Here is a 17,374-nt window from a genome sequence, read left to right on the forward strand (position 1 = left end):
TGCGTCTGCTCGCGCTTAAAGGTCGAGGTAGCGCTCCAGGTTGCGGTGCATGTTGATCACTCGACGTTCCTCGTTGGACAACACCAGGTGCGTCAAGCCGGGCTGATGCAGGCCGCGCTGTAAACCTGGCAACACCCGGATGTCCTGGGTCAGAACGATTCCCGGTTCGGCGTCGGCGGCCGACATCCGCATATCGGTGGGCTTGTTGCGCGGCGCTCCCGGTGGCATCCGAGTCATCAGGAACATGGTCAACTCGCCGTGGTCCGGATCCGGGCCGGGCCGCGACGTCATGATCGTCAGGTGGTCGGCGTTGACCAGGAACGTCATGTTCGGGAACACGTTGTACTGGTGCAGGCGCGTGATGCGGTCGGTGTCGGCCCAGTCCAGATCCACCCCGCGTCCGGCCGCGAATTCCCGGGTGCGGGCCGCGATCAGGTCGGCGACGGTCTGATCCCCCGTGCGCTCGGGAAAAGGCGTGCCCTCCGCCGCTCCCATCAGCGCGCCCTGGGTGTACACGTAAGCGTCCCAGACCTCCTCGTCGGTCAGGGCACCCTCGAACCGTGGGCTCTGCACCCCGTACGGCTGATCGGACTTACCCGCGTGCACCCAAATCTGTTGCGGCGCATGAATATCGTCGACGCAGCGCAACAACTCCGGATGCAGTGTCTGGATATGATAGGTCTCGCTGTACCCGTCGGCGATCGTCTTCCAGTTGGCCTCGACCTCGACCGTCAACGTTGCGTAGCAACGGAAGTCGCTGATGTTGCACCAGGCGATGTCGGCCGGAACAGCGTCCAGGTATTCGATCAACGGCATCGCATCGACATCGAGATTGACGAAGACCATGCCTCCCCAGGTGTCGACAGCGGCGGGCAGCAACGGGAATTCGGACATCTTCAACGACCCGAAGCCCTTGCGGTTGGGCACCCGCTTGAGCATCCCGGCCAGGTCCCACGTCCAGCCGTGGTACCCGCACTTGAGTTCGCGCAGCCCTGAACCCGAGCCGACGCACAGCGAGTTGCCGCGGTGGCGGCACGCGTTCTGGAAGGCGCGCAACACCCCGTCGTCACCGCGGACGATCAGCACTCCGTATGGGCCACAACGGTATTCGAAGTAGTCGCCCGACTCGGCGACGTGGTCCACCATGCAGGCGACCTGCCAAACCCTCGGCCACATCCGCTCGATCTCCAAAGCGGCGAACGCCGGTGAATAATAGCGCTCGGCGGGCACCAGGGTCGGAGACGCCGGCGGGTCGCCGATCGCGTCCTCGTCGCGCACCCGGGCCGGGTTGCCCGCCATCACGTCCACAGACGAAACCCTAACGCGCGCCACGCACCAATCGTCCCGGCCGGGCGCCGGTGTCGACGTCCTTGCGGCGGGTCACGGTGCCGCTGACGATCGTCGCGTCGTATCCGCTGGCGCCCTGCAGGATTCGGTTTCCGCCCGCCGGCAGGTCCCACGCCATCGCCGCAGGGTGCAGCGTCAGCGCGTTCATGTCGATGACGTTGAGGTCGGCTTTCTTGCCGCGCTCGATGGTGCCGCGGTCGGTGAGGCCGAACAGATGCGCGGTGTCGCGGGCCTGCTTGCGGATCACGTATTCCAGTGACAACTTGTCCCCACGGCGCCGGTCACGCGCCCAGTGCGTCAGCAGGAACGTGGGATAGGAGGCGTCGCAGATCATTCCGCAATGCGCGCCGCCGTCCGACAGGCCCAGCACACCGGCCGGATGCAGCAGCATCTCCCGGATCGCGTCGTGGTTGCCGTCGGCGTAGTTGAACAACGGCAGCATCAGCATCGCGCTCGCGTCCCGCTCCAGCATCAGGTCGTAGAGCGTCGAGAGCGGGTCTTCGCCGCGCGCCTGCGCGATCGCCTGCACCGTGCGGTCCGGCGTGGGCTCGTAGTCGGGCGGGTTCCCCAGCGCGTAAAGCCGGTGCAGCGAGTGCTGCACCAGGGCGAACATGCCGTCGAACAACAGGGACGGATCAACCGGAAGATCGTCCTCGGCCAGGATCGCGGCCTTCACCGCGGGGTCGGCCAGCCGCTGCGCGAGCTCCTCGCGGCCGCACTCGGCTTTCAGTCGCCGGTAGGTCGGCCGGTGGCTGAACCCGTGGTGCCCCTGGAAGCCGATCATCATGCCGAACGGACGCGCCGCGATCTGGGGGTACAGGCGGGCGCCTGCGGAGTGTGCATCCGCCGACAGATCCAGCATCTCCCGCCACAACCCGGGGTCGGCATCCACCTGGATCAGCGCGAACGACACCGGACGGTCTATCTCGGCGCCGAGCCGCCGCATCCACTCGAGCTCCTTCTTGGGTGCGATGATGTCCTCCCCCGCCGAGCCCTGCGGGGCGAGTTCGAAGACCGCCTGGCCGCCCGCGGCCATGGCCCGACCCAGGCCGAACAGTTCGTCTTCGGCGGCAAAAGTGCCGGGTACGGGTTCGCCATCCATGGCGCGGTGCCCCATCGTCCGCGACGTCGAGAACCCGAGTGCGCCCGCCTCGACCGCCTCGGTGACCAGACGACCCATCGCTTCGATGTCCTCGGGCGTGGCCGGCTCGTTGCGGGCACCCCGACCGCCCATCGCGTAGGCGCGGATGGCGCCGTGCGCGACCTGGCTGCCGACGTCGATCGAGAACTGCTGCTTGTCGATGGCGTCGAGATACTCGGGGTAGGTCTCCCAACCCCAGGTGATGCCTTCGGTGAGCGCGGTGCCGGGAATGTCTTCGACGCCTTCCATCAGGCTGATCAGCCAATCCTCGGTTCCCGGTCGCACCGGCGCGAAGCCGACGCCGCAGTTGCCGGTGACCACCGTGGTGACCCCGTGTCCACTGGACGGTTCCAGCGAACTGTCCCAGCTGACCTGTCCGTCGTAGTGGGTGTGGATGTCGACGAATCCCGGCGCCACCACACGTCCGGTCGCGTCGATGGTCTCGGCGGCCTCGCCGGCGAGTTCCGCGGAATCCGTGCCGCGACGGAAGACCTCGACGATCTTTCCGTCCTTGATGCCGAGGTCGGCGCGATAACGTTCGGCGCCGGTTCCGTCCACGACGGTGCCACCGATGATTTTCAGGTCGAACATGATGCCTCCAGGGCAGCGAACCAGTGCCGAATGGTTATTTCGCTACGATGCGTAGCGTATGTACTGACGACGGTAGGCGCCCGGCTCGCCCGAGTCAATGACTCAGGAGGCGGTCAGATGACGCCAGGTCAACGTGACCTGCGTGCCGTGCGGCGTGCCGTCGATCCTGGCCGTGTCGGCGAGCGCACGCATCAGCGGAATGCCGCGGCCGCGGGCCAGCTCCGCCGGGCTGCCGTGCTGGCGCCACCGCCCCTGATCGTTGACGGTCACCGCCAGGGTGTCCGAATCGGGGTCGTAGGCCGCGCGGACATCCATGGTTCCCTGGTCAGGGGAGTCGGGGTAAGCGAATTCGGCGGCGTTGGCCAGCGCTTCGCTGACGGCCAGCACCAGGTCGCTGAACCGTTCGGCGCCCAACGTGAAGTGCCGGTCGAGCCAGTTGCGGAACTCGCCGCGGAGCCGGCTCGCGCTCGGCGCGTCGGCGACAACCCGCGTCCGGACGAAGCGAGAACGGTCATCCTGCTGTGGTCTCACGGGCCCGCCGATCAGAGCGTCCGGTCAGCTCCCGTTACGGGATCACGCACCACTGAGCCAGTTCAGCGCGCTGTCGAGGGTGCGGTGCAGCGGAAGCACACTGTCGATACCCATCAGCTTGAGCGGGCGGCTGGTCGCCGGCCCGTCCGCGACCACCGCCATGCGGGTCGGCGGAACGAGTTCAGCCTGCCCGTTGACCAGCACGCTCATGCCGGCGGATGCCAGGAACTCCACTTTCGTCAAGTCGACGATCAGGGCCGCGGGCTTGCCGGCCAGCGCCGTCTGCATAGCGTCGGCCAACTGAGGCGCGCTCAGCATGTCCACTTCGCCCGAGACAGCCAGGACGACGGCTCCGTCCGTCTGGTACTGCTCCACCTCGAAAGTTGTGCGATTGATTGGATCGCCGGGTTGATCGACCATGCTTTATCTCAAATCCGTCCGCCAGGGACACCAATAGTTTTCACACAACCACGCCTTGTGGGGCTGTTGATTCAACCCGCGACAACCGCCATGGATACTGCACTGCCTTGTGCAGCCCTGCGGCAGCCAACGAAATCCAATCCTAGGCCACGCACCAAAATCTTCGACGGGCGCCATTCCGGCAGGTAAACATTCTGCCATCAGTCGGGTCCGGCCGCCTTCCGACCAGCACCGGCCCGTCGCCGCCGTGATCCGCGGGGTGTGCAGGCGAATTCGATCCGACACTTGTGGGCGTTGGTAGCGTCTACGAATGCTCTTTGCCGCGCTGCGCGATATGCAATGGCGAAAGCGTCGCCTGGTAATCGCCATCGTCAGCACCGGACTGATCTTCGGGATGACGCTCGTGATGAGCGGCCTGGCGAATGGATTTCGCGTGGAAGCCCGGCAGACCGTGGATTCCCTGGGTGTCGACGCATTTGTGGTCAAGGACGGTGCAGCTGGGCCTTTCCTGGGGTCGACGCCGTTTCCCGACGTCGACCTGGCGCGGGTGCGTGCGGAGTCCGGGGTCTCGGCCGCGGCACCGCTGGGCTGCGTCGGGACGATCATGCGGGAGGACAAGTCGACCCGTAATGTGACGGCCTTCGGCGCGCCCGAGCGGGGGCCCGGCATGCCGCAGGTTTCCGAAGGTCGGGTCCCGTCAAAACCGGACGAGGTGGCGGCGTCGAGCACGCTGGGCCGACACCTCGGCGACACCTTCCAGGTCGGCGCCCACACGCTGCGGATCGTGGGCATCGTGCCCAACTCGACCGCGCTGGCCAAGATTCCCAATATCTTCCTGACGACCGAAGGTCTGCAGCGGATCGCCTACAACGGCCAACCGATGGTCACCTCGATCGGGGTCAATGGCACCCCGCGCGCGCTGCCGGACGGTTACCGGACCTACGACCGCGCGGGCGCCGTCGACGACCTGATCCGACCGCTGAAGGTCGCGGTGAACTCGATCTCCATCGTCGCCGTGTTGCTGTGGATCGTGGCGGTGCTGATCGTCGGGTCGGTGGTGTACCTCTCTGCCCTCGAACGGGTGCGTGACTTCGCCGTGTTCAAGGCGATCGGGACGCCGACTCGCTCGATTCTGGCGGGACTGGCCCTGCAGGCGCTCATCGTCTCGCTGGTGGCGGCCGTGGTCGGTGTGGTGCTGTCGAAGCTATTGGCGCCGTTGTTTCCGATGGTGGTGGCGGTTCCGACGGCCGCCTATTTGTTGCTGCCGGTGGTGGCGACGGCGATCGGGCTGCTGGCCAGCCTCGCCGGCCTCAGACGGGTGGTGGCCATCGATCCCGCGCTCGCGTTCGGAGGGCCCTGAGCCGTGGGTGATCTGAGCATCCAGAACCTGGTCGTCGAGTACGACAGCGGCGGCTACGCCCTGCGGCCGATCAACGGCCTGAACCTCGACGTGGCAGCCGGTTCGTTGGTGATCCTGCTCGGGCCCAGCGGTTGCGGTAAGACGACGCTGTTGTCCTGCCTCGGTGGCATCCTGCGACCCAAATCCGGGACCATCAAGTTCGACTCGGCAGACGGGTGTGTCGACATCACTTCCCTGGAGGGGAAGGCCTTGGCGAAGTACCGCCGCGACAAGGTCGGCATCGTCTTCCAGGCGTTCAATCTCGTCCCGAGTCTGACCGCACTGGAGAACGTGATGGTGCCGCTGCGCGCGGCCGGGATGTCACGTTCGGCGTCGCGCCAACGGGCCACCGAGCTGCTCGAACGGGTCAACCTCGGTGACCGGATGAAGCATCGGCCCGGGGATCTCAGCGGCGGGCAGCAGCAACGCGTCGCGGTGGCGCGGGCCATCGCATTGGATCCGCCGTTGATCCTGGCCGACGAACCGACGGCCCACCTCGACTTCATCCAGGTGGAGGAGGTCCTGCGGCTGATCCGCGAACTCGCCGACGGCGACCGGGTGGTGGTGGTCGCGACGCACGACAACCGCATGCTGCCGATGGCCGACCGCGTGGTCGAGTTGACTCCCGACTTCGCCGACACGAACCGTCCGCCGGAGACCTTCGAGCTGAAGGCCGGGGTGGTGCTGTTCGAGCAGAGCACGATGGGCGAACTGATCTACGTCGTCATCGAAGGCGAGTTCGACCTGGTGCACGAAATGGCCGACGGCGGTGAGGAATTGATCAAGGTGGCCGGACCGGGTGACTACTTCGGTGAGATGGGCGTGCTGTTTCACATGCCGCGGTCGGCGACCGCGCGGGCCCGCACCGACGCGAAGGTGGTGGGGTACACCGCTCAGGCGTTCCGGGAGCGATTGGGCGGCGGCGGTATCCGTGAGTTGATCGAACACCGTCAGCTCAGCGACTGACCCGGGGCGCGGTTTCAAGCGGCAGGTTTGGGTGTTTCGGCTGTTGCATGACTTTGGTGTGAGCTCTTGGCGTTCGGGGTGAAGCGAGGGCTTTCACGGTGAGCCCACGGTGGGAAAATCCGCTAGATCCCGCTCGGGCTTCCGCCGCAAAGCCCAGGATTCACACTGAACGCGCAGGTTCGCCGCAACGCCGCAGGTTCGCCGCAACGCGGCAGGTTCGCCGGAACGCGGCAGCGAATAACTGTGCGCGCGGCGTTCAGCGATGGTGCTGGGCGAAGAACCGCCAGATGGTGTCGGTGGCGTCCAGCGCGGTCGACGGCTCGGGCAGGCCGAGTCTTTTCGAGACGGGTCCGCTGGCACCGCCGGGCCATTGATGCCCGGCCTCTGCTACCGAAATCAATTGCACGGCAAGGCCATCGGGGCATTCTGCTGTTTCGGTGGTGACCACCCCGGCAGTCGACGACGTCGGTGGCCCGCACCCGTCGATGGCACGCCAGGTCGCGGTCACCGACGGGACCGGCGGGCCGTCCACGCGCGGGGTCCCGTCTGCCTTCAGCGCTTTGCCCGGTCCACCGTGGTACGGAACGCTGGCGTCCGCGGTGCCGTGGATCTGCAGCACCGAGGTGGGCCGCGCCCGCGCACAATCGGTCACCAAGGCGCCCGCCACCGGGGCGATCGCGGCGAAATAATCTGTCTCACAAGCCAGCCGCAGCGACATCATGGCCCCGTTGGACATGCCGGTGGCATAGATGCGGGTCCGATCGATCGGCAGTTGCCGCTGGATGGCAGCGACGACGGCGGTGATGAACCCGACGTCGTCGAGACGGTCCTGGGACGGGCTGCCGCAGCACGATCCGGCATTCCAGGCCCGGCCGAGTCCGTCGGGATAGGCGACCACGAAGTGGCCGCTGTCGGCCTCGGTGTCCCAGTGATAGGCACGCTCGGCCTGCGTGCCGCTGCCGTACCCGCCGTGCAGCATCACCACCAACGGCGCCGGGTCCATCAGTCCCTGCGGACGGTAGAGGTGGAAAGTTCTTGTCTCGCCGCCCCATTCGATGCTCTGGGAGGACTGACCCACCGGTATCGTCGGTGCGCCCACCGCGTGGCCGTGACTGAAACATCCGCCGACAAGGACGACCAGCGTCGCGAGGACGACGATGCCGAGTGCCCGGGCGCGCGGTGCCACCATCGACTCATCGTGACAGCCCAGCCACAGATTGACAAGAAACTTGTCAATTTGTGGCACACTCTGCAGCCATGCGACGTCTGGTGGATGCGCCGTGGCAACCGACCGTGCCGGCGTTGGTCCAGCTGCTGGCCGCGACCGGGGCCCCGCGGTTGAAAACGGCTTTCGCCCAGGCCGGGCTCGACGGGATCCGTCCGGCCCAGGCGGCAGCCCTCGTCCCGCTGGCCGCCGGTGGCCTGCATGCCTCGGAGCTGGCCGACCGGCTGGCGGTGAGCCGCCAGGCCGTGGCTCAGGCGGTATCGGCGCTGGAACGCCATGACTATGTCTCCCGGGTGGCCAATCCCGACGACGCCCGCACCCTGATCATCGAGCTCACCCCACGCGGTCGCCGTGCGCTGCGGGTGATACGTTCCAGCGCAGTCGAATTGGAGAACAAGTGGGAACACATTCTGGGTGGGCGCCGACTCGGCGAGTTCCGCGAGATGCTGCAGCTACTGCTGGCCGCCGACACCTAGCGCACGGCCCGAATACCCAGCGCGTTACCCAATGCCCGGCCGGCCTGCGGCAGCCACGCCGCGGCCAGCACCCGAGCCGCCGCCAAGGCGATCAGCATGATCGTGACGCAGACCAGCCCCTCGTCCTTGAGGCCCCACTTCACCGCGGCCAAGATCGCCGCTCCGGCCACACACAACAAGATGCCGACCGCGGTGCCGCGTCGCGCCGACGCGACGGCGTGGGCGCCGTCCCATCCAGGCAACGGATTGTTCTCCAACGCGCGCAGGGCCACGAACAACACGGCCACCACGCCGACCATGAGGGCGAGTTGCACGAGGCTGATCGCCAGGAAGTCGGGCTGTCCCGGGAAGCGCGGGTGTCCGAGCGTGTCGAACAGCACGTGCACGCCCAGCAGCGCCGGCATGTGCCACAGGTACAGCGTCATCGCCCCGGAGTTGCCGATTGCGGTCAGCCACCAGACGCGGGGTCGCCGGGCCCACCGGTCGATCCTCGGCGCGGCAGCAATTGCCAACGCGCTGAGCACAATTGCGTGCCCGGCCAACAGCAGCGACGGAGGACTCATGTTGGCCAGCCGCTGCCCCTCGATGCCGACCAGACTCAACTCATAGGGCCCCCACTGCAGCAGCGCGAGATCTACCGCGAACATCGCCGTGGCAAGGATCACCGCGACCCGGCCGGTGATCAACCGGCGCCGGTAGGCAACGCCGAACATGCCGGGGATCAGCCACGCCGCCAGGTTGAGATAACCGAGCGGGGCCAGCGCGGACCAGTGCAACCGGGCGGCGTCGACAACCGCGACCATCGCGTAGACCACTGCCACCCCGCCGGCCAGTCGGGCCGGGGTGGAAATCCGGTGCAGCACCGGCATCGCCGCCAGCACCAGCACGTACACGCCGAGAAACCACAACAGCTGAATGCTGATCCCCGCGACTGGCTCGTACACGTGTCGGGGCAGCACTCGATTCAGTACGACCAGCGCGACCGCCCAGAACGCGAGGTAGTAGAAGACCGGCCGGAACAACCGGGTGCAGCGCTTCAACAGCCAGCCGCCCCAGTTGGTGCCGGGCTGCCAGGACGTTACGCACGCCGCGGCGCCGGCGAAGAAGAACAGCGGCATGATCTGGAAGATCCAGGTCAGGGCCTGAAACACGACCGAGGTGGTGAGCAGGTTGTCCCAGATGAGTACGCCGCCGCGGATGATGCTGATCGCCATCACCGTGTGACCGATCACCACCCCGACCAACGCGGTGATCCGGATGACGTCGATCGCGCGGTCGCGGTCGACCGGCGTGCTTGCCTCCAATTCAGCGGCGCGCGGAAAGCCCAAAAAAGTTGTCATGAAAGCAGCTTGGCTGTCCGGCGCCCGCCGACACCTGCGTAGTACTACTCGTTCTAGGACTGATGGGCCAGGGTGAAAAAGACGTAACCGAGACAGATCAGGAAGTTCAGTGCGACCAAGACCAAGCCGGCACAGACCAGCGCGTGCTTACAGCGGCGCTGCAAGTGCACGAATTTCGCGGCCTGCTTCTCGCGGTTGTACCGGGTGGCGATCAACGCGAAGTTCACGTCCGTCATTTCCCGGTCGGCGTCCACTGACCCGGTGACCAACTGCCGCAGTCGGGTCGGGGGTATGTCCACGCCGACGTGCGCGAAGCGCCGGCTCAGCCGTCGCGCCTGCCTGCGCCCAAGCACCTGACCTCGCATCTGAAGCTGCTGCGAGAGTCGCCGTCGTTCGTCGCCAAAAGGGTTCGACGGGGTCGTCACAAGCCGGAAGTCTATGTCTTTCGTCACATTTTGGGGGAAATAACGGCGCCCAATTTTTCAGCTCGTCTAGCGCAGTTCCTCGGTGGGCACCCCGTAGCGCTCTTGGTAGCCGCGGACCCGGTCGCGAACCTCGCCGGCGTTCAAGCCGGTGTCCGACCAGGTGTAGCGACCGCGTCCGCCGTCACCGGGATGGGCGGCCAGAAAGTCCCGCATGCGCTGCTGGGCGTCCGGCCGCCACTCGCGACCCAGCTTCTGGTAGATGCCGCCGATCGTGGTCCACGGGTCGCCCAGGAAATCCGCGTAGTGCACGTCGATCACCCGGTCGGCAGGCACCGTGCCGCTCTCACGCAGCGCCATTTCGCGCTCGAGACCCACCACGATCTCCTCGTAGGACTGCGCGGCGCATTCGGCGATATCGGATTCGTCGCTGCCCATCCGCCGCAGGTGATGGGTGAGTGCGGCGATCGAGGAGATGACGTTGAGGGGATCGCGGTGTGTCTGCACGATCAGGGCGTCGGGGTATTCGGTGAGTAAGGCCTCGAGTTGCCACAGATGCGCGGGCGATTTCAACAGCCACTGCCCGGGCACGCCGGACTGCAGATGCTGCAGGAAGATGCGGTGGAACCGGTAGGCGCCGGCATGGTCGGCCTCGTACAGCAGCCACCGGTAGTAACTGGGCAGCCGGTACTGCACCGAGAAGATCATGCTGACGAAGTCGCTGGCGGTGATGCGCACGCACTCCTGTCCGACCAGCGCGCCCATCGGGTGGAATTTCAGGAAGCCGGGGATGATCTGCTCCGACATTTCCAGGCTGGCCTGCGTGACGGCGATGCGCGGGTCGTCGTGGTAGGTCTCGGGTTGCGGGACGGGGCAGGGCGCGTCGACCTCCCAGGTCAGGGGGGCGCGCAGGTCGGGATCTTGGGCGAGCAGGTCGTAGAGGATCGTGGTTCCGGTGCGGGGCTGGCCGACGATGAAGATGGGTGCGGCTACGGGCTTTTCGGTGATCCCGGGATTCTGTTTGCGCCAGGCGATCACGTCGAGCCGGTTCTTCAGCGCGCGCATCAGGTCGAGGTAGGCGATCTCGACCCCGATGGCCGACAACCGTGCCTCGGTGACCAGGCCGTCGGCGACCCGTTCGAGTCCGTCGCGCCAGCCGTCGTCGCCGAAGTCGTCGTGACCGGTTTCCTCGCACGCGGTGGCGATCAGCCGCTCCGGATCGAATCGCTCCTGCAGCGTCATGGGTGCACCGACACCGTGACGGCGGGCGGGGTCGGGTTGTCCAGCCAGCGCAGCACGACGAAACCGCGATGCCGGCCGCCGGTGTCGAGCCAGTGGCCCAGCCCGAGGTCCCGCTCCGAGATCGCGATGCGGACCCGTCCGTCCGGTCCCGGTTGCACGCCGCGGTTGGTCACCGAACTGTGCCGCCGGCGGGGTTCCAGGCACTCGTGCCAGATGCTTTCCAGGGTGACGTTCCAATACCTCGTGTCTGGCGGTTCGATGTCGAGGACCAGCGCCTGCCCGGGCTCGAGGCGATACGTCCCGATCATGTACAGGTTGTCCGGGGTGGTGTCGGCCGCGCCGAGGTCCGCGGCTTCGGCGGTCACCAGTGTGTTGGCGTTGTCCAGCAACTCGGGCTTGATGGTGCGGTGCAGCGTGGCGAGTTTCATCAGCGACCAGGCCATCGCGGTGAACTGCTCGGCCAGCGCGTCGTCGGTCAGCGGTGTGAGCGGGTCGGGGTCGAGGGCCTCGATGCGTAGGGTGGCCAGCTCTTCGTCGGCGCGGTCGCCGATGTATTCCCGCACCACCACCGAGGACGCGTCGTCGGGGATCTGCAGCCACTGCGCCCCGTCGAGGTCTGCCGGTTGCCCAGCGGACAGTACGATCGCGAATTCGCCTGCGGTCAGGGCCAAATCGGTGTCGCTGAGGTATCCGGACATCCGCCGCGGCGTCAGCCCGGTGCCGGCGAGGATCTGGATTCCGAGGTAGGCGCTGGTGCCTCGGGTGCCGGTGATCCGATAGCTGCGGTCACCGCGGATCATCGCCAGGTAATAGTTGCCGTCGGGATTCGGGCCGCCGATCATCCGGTTCGGCGAGCACATGTCGAAGAACGCCGGCTGGCTCGAGTCGGCCTCGACGGCCATCTGCGAGCACAGCGACGAGACCCGCGCGATCACTCGCAGCCCTTCGAGGAGCTCCCGCTCGGTTTCGGCATCCTCGGTCACGATATTGGTGACGTCGGCCAGCATCTGCCGGAAGAACTGCCAGGCGCCGACCGCCTGCGGTGCGTCGACTTGAGTCATAGTCTCATACTTAGACTATGTCTCACGTTTTGGCGAGTGGTTTCCCGGAGTCGCCCGCCGAGCGCCGGCGCGCAGCGACCCGGCAACGCATCGCGGCAGCCGCGGCCGCGTTGGTGGCCGACGTCGGTCTGGCCGGGGCGACGGTCGAGCGGATCGCGGACGAGGCCGCCATCGGTCGGGCGACCTTCTTCCGCTACTTCAACTCCAAGGAGGACGCCGTCGCCGAAGGTGTGAACGCGCTCTGGCTGGGGCGGATCACTTCGGCGCTGGCCGCTCAGCCGGCCGGCCTGTCCGCCACCGACGCCATCGCCGGCGCCTTCGGGTCCCTCGCCGACAACTTCGTCGAGATCGAGTCCCAGGTACGGGAGCTGGCCACCCTCACCAGGTCCTCGGAGACCCTGGACGCCTGGACGCTCCATATCTATGTGCGCTACGAGGCGGCGATCGCCGAGCTGGTCGCCCCACGCATGCACGGGTTGGTGCCGCAGGATCCCCGGCCGCGGCTGCTCGGGGCGCTGGCGATGGCCACCGTTCGCATCGCTCTGGACGACTGGCTGAGCCACGGCGGGTCGCTGCCCGATCGGGTTCGTGCCGGCCTGGCCTCGATAGTCGTTGCTAACGGCTGAGCGCATCCACGATCAGGCGCGTGCTCAGTTCGGCACGCCGGCGCGAATAACCCTGTGCGCCAGAAAGAATGGGGTACACCACCCCGCCCACGATGGCATCGGCAGCGGAATCTGCGGTGACCGCGTCGATCCCGTGCGCGAGCAACCGAGTCCGGACGCTGGCGTGCAACGGCGCACTGAACCCGGCCCGCAACCTGTCGGCGGTCTCCTCGTGTTCCATGCAGGCGACGGTCAGCGTCCGCAGCATGGCCGAGCCGCGGGTCGTGGTGAGGGTGGCGGCGAGCTTGCCGACCCACTCCACCAGGTCGGCGGACAGGTCGTCGGTGTGGTTCATCGAGGCCAGGATCTTGTCGGCATCCTCGAGCATCACGTCGGCAACGAGTACCGGTCGGCTGCGCCACCAGCGGTAGATGGTCTGCTTGCCCACCCCGGCGCGGGCGGCGACCGCCTCGATGGTCAGGCCGTCGAATCCGCGCTCGAGAAGCAACTCACGCGTGGCGGTAACGATGGCCGTGCGCGACTTCTCGCTTCGGCGGCGCGGCGTGAGATCGGTCGTCATGCAGTGGTCCTCGCTCGTGGCACCGGCTTTACACACGTTGCGCTGGGCCGTAATGTCCCACAAGACGAGACGGTTCGTCTTGTAAGACGAGAGGATAGCAGCTGGTGCGGCCGAAGCCGAGTCCCATTGCGGGACCGCTGTCATGAGCGTGGGACTGACCGCCGAGCAGCAGGAACTCAGCGCCGCTGTGGCCCAATTCGCCGCGCGGCACGCCCCCGTCGCCGCGACCCGCGACAATCTCGATGGGCTGATGGTCGGCAAGGTGCCCGACTGGTGGGAAGCTTTGGTGGGCAACGGTTTCCATGCGGTCCACCTTCCCGAGGAGGTCGGCGGCCAGGGCGGCCGGCTGATCGACGTCGCGTGCGTACTCGAGGCGGCGGCCAAATCGCTGTTGGGTGGACCGTTGCTGGCGACGGTAGCTGCGGGTGCGGTCGCGTTGCTGGCCGAGCCGACGCCGGCGAGTGAAGCGTTGCTGCGCGAACTCGCCTCCGGCGCACCTGCCGCGGTGATCCTTCCCGACGCCGGCGACTTCCATGCCAACCTCGATGGCCAGCGATGGGTGATCGACGGGACCTCGACGGTCACCGCGGGGCTCTGCTCGGCACGGCTGCTCCTGGTGTCGGCCCGAACCTCGGACGGGGACCTGGTGTGGGCGGTGATCGATACCGAAAGTGCCACCGCAGCAATAGAACCCGTCGACGAGGGCACCGACCTGGTCGCCGACGTGGGAATCCTGCGCCTGACCGAACACGGCGCGACCGATGTGCTGAGCGGCATCGATGCCGAGCGCGCCGAATGCGTGGTAGTCGCGCTGGTCGCCGCCACGACAGCCGGCATCACGCAGTGGTGTGTAGACGCCGTGACCGCGCACCTGCGCATCCGGGAACAGTTCGGCAAGGTGATCGGCACCTTTCAGGCGCTGCAGCACAGCGCGGCGATGCTGCTGGTCAACAGCGAGCTGGCCAGCGCCGCGGCCTGGGACGCGATCCGCGCCCTGGACGAACCCCTCGACCAGCACCGCATCGCCGCATCCGGTGCCGCCGTGATCGCGGTCTCGCCGGTGCCGGATCTGGTGCTCGATGCGCTCACCATGTTCGGCGCCATCGGCTTCACCTGGGAACACGACGTGCACCTGTATTGGCGGCGCGCGATCAGCCTGGCCGCATCGCTCGGGCCGGCAAACCGGTGGGCGCGGCGCCTGGGTAGGTTGACCTGCACGCAGCAGCGGGACATGTCGGTGGATCTGGGCGACGCCGACGCCGACTTCCGCGCGTCGGTAGCCGAAACCCTGGACGCCGCACTGCAATTGACCAACGACCAACCCGGACGCCAGGGCGACTACGACGACTTCAAGACCGGTCCGCAACGCACCCTGATCGCCGAAGCCGGCCTGATCGCGCCACACTGGCCGGCGCCCTGGGGACTCGATGCCGGTCCGCTGCGCCAGCTCATCATCGACGACGAATTCGCCAAGCGACCAGACCTGGTCCGTCCCTCGCTCGGTATCGCCGAGTGGATCCTGCCCTCGGTGCTGCGCGCGGCGTCTGAGGATCTGCAGGACAAGCTGATTCCGCCGACACAACGTGGCGAGATCGCGTGGTGTCAGTTGTTCAGCGAGCCGGGGGCCGGATCCGATCTGGCCGCACTGAGTACCCGTGCCACCAAGGTCGACGGTGGCTGGAAGATCAACGGGCACAAGATCTGGACGTCGGTGGCGCACCGGGCAGACTTCGGTGCGCTGTTGGCCCGGACCGATCCAGACGCCGCGAAGCACCGCGGCATCGGTTACTTCATCCTCGACATGCGCTCACCGGGCATCGAGATCCAACCGATCAAGACCGCAACCGGGGAAGCACATTTCAACGAGGTGTTTCTGACCGACGTGTTCATCCCCGATGACATGTTGCTCGGTGACGCGGTCGGCGGCTGGAACCTGGCCATCGCCACCATGGCCGAAGAGCGTTCGGCCATCAGCGGATACGTCAAGTTCGACCGCGCCGCCGCGTTGCGCCGGCTCGCTTCGCAGGACGGACCGGACCGGGAGGATGCGCAGCGCGCGCTGGGCGAACTCGACGCGTACACCAACGCGATCAAGGCGCTGGGCGTGCGGGAAACCATCCGGTTGCTCGACGGCCAGGCGTCGGGACCGGCATCCAGCATCGCCAAGGTCGCGATGAACGTGTTGCTGCGCCGAACTTTTGCGGCCACCCTGCAGCTGACCGGACGGTTGGCCATGGTTGCCGACTCGCAACCGGCGATCGTCGAGCCCTATCTGCACCTACCCGCCGAGCTGATCGGCGGCGGCACCAGAGAGATCCAGCTGAACATCATCGCCCAGATGATTCTCGGATTGCCCCGTAAGTAAGGACACCGGATGGGATTACGCGGAGAAGCCGCCATCGTCGGATACGTCGAGCTGCCGCCCGAGCGACTGAACAAGGCCTCGCCGGCGCCGTTCGTCCTCGAGCAGTGGGCGGAGCTGGCCGCGGCCGCACTCGACGACGCGGGCTTGACGGGTGACGTCGTCAACGGCATCGCGGCATCGCATCTCGCTGAGTCGCAGATCTTCGTGCCGTCCACCATCGCCGAATACCTCGGTATTCCAGCGCGATTCGCCGAACTCGTGGATCTCGGTGGCGCCAGTGCCGCCGCCATGGTGTGGCGGGCGGCCGCAGCGATCGAGCTGGGGATCTGCGACGCGGTGCTGTGCGCGCTGCCGGCCCGCTACATCACGCCGTCGTCCAAGAAGAAACCCAGGCCGATGGTGGACGCGATGTTCTTCGGATCGTCGAGCAACCAATACGGTTCTCCGCAAGCCGAATTCGAGATCCCCTACGGCAACCTCGGCCAGAACGGACCCTACGGTCAGGTGGCCCAGCGGTACGCCGCCGTCTACGGCTACGACGAGCGGGCGATGGCCAAGATCGTGGTCGACCAGCGGGTCAACGCCAACCACACCGACGGAGCGATCTGGAAGGACAAGCCGCTCACCGTCGACGACGTGCTCGCCAGCCCGGTCATCGCCGATCCGCTGCACATGCTGGAGATCGTGATGCCGTGCGTCGGTGGCGCCGCCGTGGTCGTCGCCAATGCCGACATCGCCAAGCGGACCCGGAACCGACCGGTGTGGATCAAGGGATTCGGTGAGAACGTACCGTTCAAGACGCCCACCTACGCCGAGGATCTGTTGCAGACGCCGATGACCGCGGCCGCCGACACCGCCTTCGGCATGACCGGTCTGGACCGCGACCAGATGGACATGGTCTCGATTTACGACTGCTACACCATCACCGTGATGTTGTCCCTGGAGGACGCGGGGTTCTGCGGAAAGGGCAAGGGACTGGACTTCGTCGCCGGTCACGACCTGACCTTCCGCGGGGACTTCCCGCTCAACACCGCCGGCGGTCAACTCGGTTTCGGGCAGGCCGGACTGGCCGGCGGCATGCACCACATCTGCGACGCGACCCGCCAGATCATGGGCCGCGCGGGCGCCGCTCAGGTCGCCGACTGCAACCGGGCGTTCGTCTCCGGAAACGGCGGGATCCTGTCCGAACAGACCGCGCTGGTCCTCGAAGGCGATTGAGCAGCAGGAGAATTCATGGCCATCAGCTTCGACCGGCCGATGCCGGTCAAGACACCCACCACGGCGCCGTTCTGGGATGCGCTGGCCGAACACCGCGTGGTGATCCAGTACTCGCCGTCGTCGCAGGCTTACGTGTTCTACCCGCGGGTGCGCGCCCCACGCACCCTTGCCGACGACCTGGAATGGCGCGAAATCTCCGGCATGGGAACGCTGTACTCGTTCACCGTCGCGCGCCGACCGGTCAGCCCGCACTTCGCCGACGCGGTGCCGCAACTGCTCGCCATCGTCGAATGGGACGAGGGCCCAAGGTTTTCCACCGAGATGGTGAACGTCGAGCCGGGTGACCTGAAGGTCGGCATGCGGGTGCGTCCGGTGTTCGTCGACTACCCCGAGCACGAGGTGACCATGCTGCGCTACGAACCCGCCGGCTGAGTCCCCCTCGGCG

At 67.0% G+C, this 17,374-nt stretch carries 17 protein-coding genes; 7 read left to right on the plus strand and 10 right to left on the minus strand.

Going from position 1 to position 17,374, the window contains the following annotated elements; all coding sequences use genetic code 11:
• Nucleotides 1-15 precede the first annotated feature (15 nt).
• The 4 genes from AC5Y4D_RS02045 to AC5Y4D_RS02060 all read right to left on the minus strand — a co-directional run bounded on the left by AC5Y4D_RS02045 (nucleotide 16) and on the right by AC5Y4D_RS02060 (nucleotide 4,030).
• Nucleotides 16-1,308: an aromatic ring-hydroxylating oxygenase subunit alpha gene (locus tag AC5Y4D_RS02045; protein ID WP_500036200.1), complete on the minus strand. Its 1,293-nt coding sequence runs from the start codon at nucleotides 1,306-1,308 to the stop codon at nucleotides 16-18.
• Nucleotides 1,309-1,318: 10 nt separating this feature from the next.
• A complete protein-coding gene (locus tag AC5Y4D_RS02050) occupies nucleotides 1,319-3,079 on the minus strand; it encodes an N-acyl-D-amino-acid deacylase family protein (protein ID WP_500036201.1) in 1,761 nt (586 codons plus the stop codon).
• Nucleotides 3,080-3,181: 102 nt separating this feature from the next.
• A complete protein-coding gene (locus AC5Y4D_RS02055; RefSeq protein ID WP_500036202.1) occupies nucleotides 3,182-3,610 on the minus strand; it encodes an ATP-binding protein in 429 nt (142 codons plus the stop codon).
• 42 nt (nucleotides 3,611-3,652) lie between these two features.
• On the minus strand, nucleotides 3,653-4,030 hold the full coding sequence (locus tag AC5Y4D_RS02060) for an STAS domain-containing protein (RefSeq protein ID WP_499943790.1): 378 nt from the start codon (nucleotides 4,028-4,030) through the stop codon (nucleotides 3,653-3,655).
• Between the two features lie 310 nt (nucleotides 4,031-4,340).
• Here AC5Y4D_RS02060 and AC5Y4D_RS02065 point away from each other — a divergent pair, with 310 nt between their 5' ends.
• Both AC5Y4D_RS02065 and AC5Y4D_RS02070 read left to right on the plus strand, forming a co-directional pair.
• Nucleotides 4,341-5,390, plus strand: coding sequence for an ABC transporter permease (locus AC5Y4D_RS02065; RefSeq protein WP_499943791.1), 1,050 nt, complete (start codon nucleotides 4,341-4,343; stop codon nucleotides 5,388-5,390).
• 3 nt (nucleotides 5,391-5,393) lie between these two features.
• Nucleotides 5,394-6,395: an ATP-binding cassette domain-containing protein gene (locus AC5Y4D_RS02070; RefSeq protein WP_500036203.1), complete on the plus strand. Its 1,002-nt coding sequence runs from the start codon at nucleotides 5,394-5,396 to the stop codon at nucleotides 6,393-6,395.
• Between the two features lie 256 nt (nucleotides 6,396-6,651).
• Here the strand turns inward: AC5Y4D_RS02070 and AC5Y4D_RS02075 are convergent, their stop codons facing one another.
• Nucleotides 6,652-7,584 (minus strand): extracellular catalytic domain type 1 short-chain-length polyhydroxyalkanoate depolymerase, encoded by a 933-nt coding sequence (locus tag AC5Y4D_RS02075; protein ID WP_500036204.1) that lies wholly within the window; start codon nucleotides 7,582-7,584, stop codon nucleotides 6,652-6,654.
• A 68-nt stretch (nucleotides 7,585-7,652) separates the two neighbouring features.
• Here AC5Y4D_RS02075 and AC5Y4D_RS02080 point away from each other — a divergent pair, with 68 nt between their 5' ends.
• Nucleotides 7,653-8,096, plus strand: coding sequence for a MarR family winged helix-turn-helix transcriptional regulator (locus AC5Y4D_RS02080; protein ID WP_500036205.1), 444 nt, complete (start codon nucleotides 7,653-7,655; stop codon nucleotides 8,094-8,096).
• Here AC5Y4D_RS02080 and AC5Y4D_RS02085 read toward each other — a convergent pair.
• From AC5Y4D_RS02085 to AC5Y4D_RS02100, 4 genes are all read right to left on the minus strand, one after another.
• Complete coding sequence (locus AC5Y4D_RS02085) at nucleotides 8,093-9,436, minus strand: acyltransferase family protein (protein WP_500036206.1); 1,344 nt, start codon at nucleotides 9,434-9,436, stop codon at nucleotides 8,093-8,095. The two genes, AC5Y4D_RS02080 and AC5Y4D_RS02085, sit on opposite strands and share 4 nt — an antisense overlap.
• Before the next feature lie 53 nt (nucleotides 9,437-9,489).
• On the minus strand, nucleotides 9,490-9,861 hold the full coding sequence (locus AC5Y4D_RS02090; RefSeq protein WP_500036207.1) for a hypothetical protein: 372 nt from the start codon (nucleotides 9,859-9,861) through the stop codon (nucleotides 9,490-9,492).
• A 66-nt stretch (nucleotides 9,862-9,927) separates the two neighbouring features.
• Entirely contained in the window at nucleotides 9,928-11,100 is a 1,173-nt protein-coding gene (locus tag AC5Y4D_RS02095) for a sulfotransferase family protein (protein WP_500036208.1), read from the minus strand.
• The gene (locus AC5Y4D_RS02100) at nucleotides 11,097-12,161 is read right to left on the minus strand and encodes a DUF1214 domain-containing protein (RefSeq protein WP_500036209.1); all 1,065 of its coding nucleotides are present in this window, start codon (nucleotides 12,159-12,161) and stop codon (nucleotides 11,097-11,099) included. Before AC5Y4D_RS02100 ends, AC5Y4D_RS02095 begins: the two co-directional genes overlap by 4 nt.
• Nucleotides 12,162-12,178: 17 nt before the next feature.
• Between AC5Y4D_RS02100 and AC5Y4D_RS02105 the strand changes: the two genes are divergently transcribed.
• Nucleotides 12,179-12,787 (plus strand): TetR family transcriptional regulator, encoded by a 609-nt coding sequence (locus AC5Y4D_RS02105; RefSeq protein WP_500036210.1) that lies wholly within the window; start codon nucleotides 12,179-12,181, stop codon nucleotides 12,785-12,787.
• Here AC5Y4D_RS02105 and AC5Y4D_RS02110 read toward each other — a convergent pair.
• Nucleotides 12,777-13,346, minus strand: coding sequence for a TetR/AcrR family transcriptional regulator (locus AC5Y4D_RS02110; RefSeq protein ID WP_499943801.1), 570 nt, complete (start codon nucleotides 13,344-13,346; stop codon nucleotides 12,777-12,779). The genes AC5Y4D_RS02105 and AC5Y4D_RS02110 overlap by 11 nt on opposite strands.
• Before the next feature lie 142 nt (nucleotides 13,347-13,488).
• On the opposite strand from AC5Y4D_RS02110, the gene AC5Y4D_RS02115 reads away from it, so the two are divergent.
• From AC5Y4D_RS02115 to AC5Y4D_RS02125, 3 genes are read left to right on the plus strand one after another with little or no spacing between them, the layout of a single operon-like run.
• The gene (locus AC5Y4D_RS02115) at nucleotides 13,489-15,711 is read left to right on the plus strand and encodes an acyl-CoA dehydrogenase family protein (RefSeq protein WP_500036211.1); all 2,223 of its coding nucleotides are present in this window, start codon (nucleotides 13,489-13,491) and stop codon (nucleotides 15,709-15,711) included.
• A 9-nt stretch (nucleotides 15,712-15,720) separates the two neighbouring features.
• Entirely contained in the window at nucleotides 15,721-16,929 is a 1,209-nt protein-coding gene (locus tag AC5Y4D_RS02120) for a thiolase family protein (protein WP_500036212.1), read from the plus strand.
• 15 nt (nucleotides 16,930-16,944) lie between these two features.
• Entirely contained in the window at nucleotides 16,945-17,361 is a 417-nt protein-coding gene (locus tag AC5Y4D_RS02125) for a Zn-ribbon domain-containing OB-fold protein (RefSeq protein WP_500036213.1), read from the plus strand.
• Nucleotides 17,362-17,374 lie beyond the last annotated feature (13 nt).

The sequence above is a fragment of the Mycobacterium sp. NGS67 genome (assembly GCF_059812185.1).

Coding starts and splice junctions, on each gene's coding strand:
- AC5Y4D_RS02060 (WP_499943790.1), bottom strand. CDS start 4,030: ATGGTCGATCAACCCGGCGATCCAATCAATCGCACAACTTTCGAGGTG.
- AC5Y4D_RS02120 (WP_500036212.1), top strand. CDS start 15,721: ATGGGATTACGCGGAGAAGCCGCCATCGTCGGATACGTCGAGCTGCCG.
- AC5Y4D_RS02065 (WP_499943791.1), top strand. CDS start 4,341: ATGCTCTTTGCCGCGCTGCGCGATATGCAATGGCGAAAGCGTCGCCTG.
- AC5Y4D_RS02110 (WP_499943801.1), bottom strand. CDS start 13,346: ATGACGACCGATCTCACGCCGCGCCGCCGAAGCGAGAAGTCGCGCACG.
- AC5Y4D_RS02105 (WP_500036210.1), top strand. CDS start 12,179: ATGTCTCACGTTTTGGCGAGTGGTTTCCCGGAGTCGCCCGCCGAGCGC.
- AC5Y4D_RS02050 (WP_500036201.1), bottom strand. CDS start 3,079: ATGTTCGACCTGAAAATCATCGGTGGCACCGTCGTGGACGGAACCGGC.
- AC5Y4D_RS02095 (WP_500036208.1), bottom strand. CDS start 11,100: ATGACGCTGCAGGAGCGATTCGATCCGGAGCGGCTGATCGCCACCGCG.
- AC5Y4D_RS02100 (WP_500036209.1), bottom strand. CDS start 12,161: ATGACTCAAGTCGACGCACCGCAGGCGGTCGGCGCCTGGCAGTTCTTC.
- AC5Y4D_RS02125 (WP_500036213.1), top strand. CDS start 16,945: ATGGCCATCAGCTTCGACCGGCCGATGCCGGTCAAGACACCCACCACG.
- AC5Y4D_RS02080 (WP_500036205.1), top strand. CDS start 7,653: ATGCGACGTCTGGTGGATGCGCCGTGGCAACCGACCGTGCCGGCGTTG.
- AC5Y4D_RS02115 (WP_500036211.1), top strand. CDS start 13,489: ATGAGCGTGGGACTGACCGCCGAGCAGCAGGAACTCAGCGCCGCTGTG.
- AC5Y4D_RS02085 (WP_500036206.1), bottom strand. CDS start 9,436: ATGACAACTTTTTTGGGCTTTCCGCGCGCCGCTGAATTGGAGGCAAGC.
- AC5Y4D_RS02075 (WP_500036204.1), bottom strand. CDS start 7,584: ATGGTGGCACCGCGCGCCCGGGCACTCGGCATCGTCGTCCTCGCGACG.